The sequence below is a fragment of the Streptomyces sp. NPDC001020 genome, from assembly GCF_053599115.1.
The window spans coordinates 1-2,194 of record NZ_JBSFLQ010000097.1 but is presented as its reverse complement, the minus strand read 5'-3'; the positions used below and the strand labels follow the sequence as shown (position 1 = coordinate 2,194).

The window sequence follows — 2,194 nt, the reverse complement described above, 5'->3', positions numbered from 1 at the left end:
CGTCGAACTCATCGGCCAGGTCCGCTTCCCCGCCATCGGTGAACTGCCCTACCTCCTCACCCTCGCGGGCCACGGCTTCTACTGGTTCCGCCTCCGCGCAAACGCTCCCAGGGCCACCAAGGTGAACCTGTTCGTGGGCGGTTGATTCATAGCCGCTGGTCCGTCGGCCGCCACGGAAAGGATGCGACGCCATGCCGAAGACCGAGACCGCAATCCTCCGCCCGGACAGCCTCACCTCCGCCTCGCTGCTGCCCTGGCTCTCCGGTCTGCTGCGCGAGTGGCTGCCGCGACAGCGCTGGTTCGCCGGCAAGGGGCGTCCCGTCACGGATGTGGCGCTGCTGTCGGTGACCGAACTGCGCCCGGGCTGTCTGCATGTCCTGATCCGTGCCGACTACGCAGAACTGCCCGGGGTCCGTGCTCCGGACGCCGCCCCGGACCATGACTGCTACCAACTCCTTCTCGGAACAGGGGATTTGGTGTCTTCGCGGCTGTCCCCCGCTGTCCTCGGACGGGTGGAGGAGGGCCCCCTGGCCGGGCTATTGGTGTATGACGCCCTCCAGGAACCGCGCTCGGCGTCCCTGCTGTTGGAGCGGCTGAGTACGCCGAGCACCGTGGGCGCGTTGCGCTTCGAACGCGACAGGAGGGTGACGATCCCCACCGGACTCACTCCGCGCCTCATCGGAGCCGAGCAGTCCAACTCCTCGCTGGTGTACGGAGAAACGTACATCCTGAAGGTCTTCCGTCGAATACAGCCCGGCATCAACCCGGACCTTGAGGTGCCCTGGGCCCTGGCGAGACAGGACTGCACCCGGGTACTCGCTCCGGTGGCCTGGTTCCGCACATCCAGCCCCTGGGCCGCGACGCTCGGCGTGCTCCAGCCGTTCCTGCACGGTGCCGCCGACGGATGGACGCAGGCGCTCGACGCGCTCGCGTCCGGACGGGAGTTCACCGGGGAGGCGTACGAGATGGGTCAGGCCACGGCCGAGGTGCACCTCGCGCTCGCGGCGGCGTTCCCCGTCGAATCCCAGGGCGCGCCCGAGAGCCGACTGCTCGCGACCGGAATGGCCGAACGCCTTCGGAACGCCATCCACGCGGTACCGGAACTGTTGGCGTACGCATCCGGGTTGCGTTCCGCCTTCACCGAGCCGGCCGCACTCGACGCCCCCCGACCCGCCCAGCGCATCCACGGTGATCTGCACCTGGGCCAGGTGCTACGGAACGAACACCAGTGGCACGTCATCGACTTCGAGGGCGAACCGGCTCGTCCGCTCCCCGAGCGGCGTCGTGTCCAGTCCCCGGTACGCGATGTCGCGGGGATGCTCCGCTCCTTCGACTACGCGGCCCATGCTCGCCGACCGTGGCGTCCCGAGTGGGCCTTGCGTTGCCGCGAGGCGTACTGCGCGGGCTACGCCACGACGGCGGGCTGGGACCCACGGGCGGAACACGGGTTGCTGCGCGCGTACGAGACGGACCGCGCCGTGTACGAGGTCCTGTACGAGGCCCGCCACCGCCCCGACTGGCTACACGTGCCGATGGCGGCGATCGCACGCCTCGCCGAACGCCCCGGCCCAGGAGGCTGACACCGTGACCCTTCCCAGCGCCACCCAACCGCCCCTCTCCTCCGCAGGTTTGGATATACCGGGACCCGCGCCGGCGGCGCCCGTGGACCGCGAGCGGCTGTTGGCGGGCACACACCATGACCCGCACGCGGTGCTGGGCGCGCACCTGGTGCCGGGCGGTGTGGTCTTCCGCGCGCTGCGCCCGTCCGCCCTTTCGGTGACGGTCGTCATGGGGGAGGCGTGGGCCGAACTGCACGACGACGGGGACGGGTTCTTCTCGGGGTTGCTGCCGCTGCCGGAGGTGCCGGAGTACCGGCTGCTGGTGGCGTACGAGGAGACGGTCCAGGACACCGAGGACGCGTACCGCTTCCTGCCCACGCTCGGTTCCCTGGACCTGCATCTGATCGGCGAGGGCCGGCACGAGGAGCTGTGGCGAGCGCTGGGCGCCCGGGTGATGACGCACGCCGGCGTCGAGGGGGTTCGCTTCACTGTCTGGGCGCCGAACGCACAAGGGGTCAGAGTCTGCGGGGACTTCTGCCACTGGGACGGTTTGGGTCATCCGATGCGTTCGCTCGGTTCGACGGGGGTGTGGGAGCTGTTCGTGCCCGGCATCGGCGCGGGCGAACTGTACAAGT

General features: G+C 69.9%; 2 protein-coding genes and 1 pseudogene. All 3 read left to right on the top strand.

Going from position 1 to position 2,194, the window contains the following annotated elements; all coding sequences use genetic code 11:
• A partial coding sequence (locus tag ACWDEX_RS37145; protein WP_450469100.1) for an alpha-glucosidase C-terminal domain-containing protein occupies window positions 1-145 on the top strand: 145 nt, incomplete at its 5' end.
• A 46-nt stretch (window positions 146-191) separates the two neighbouring features.
• Window positions 192-548, top strand: a pseudogene (locus ACWDEX_RS37140) (maltokinase N-terminal cap-like domain-containing protein); the annotation flags it as partial.
• A 796-nt stretch (window positions 549-1,344) separates the two neighbouring features.
• Window positions 1,345-2,194, top strand: an 850-nt coding sequence (locus ACWDEX_RS37135; protein WP_450469098.1) for a GlgB N-terminal domain-containing protein, incomplete at its 3' end; no start/stop codon positions are given.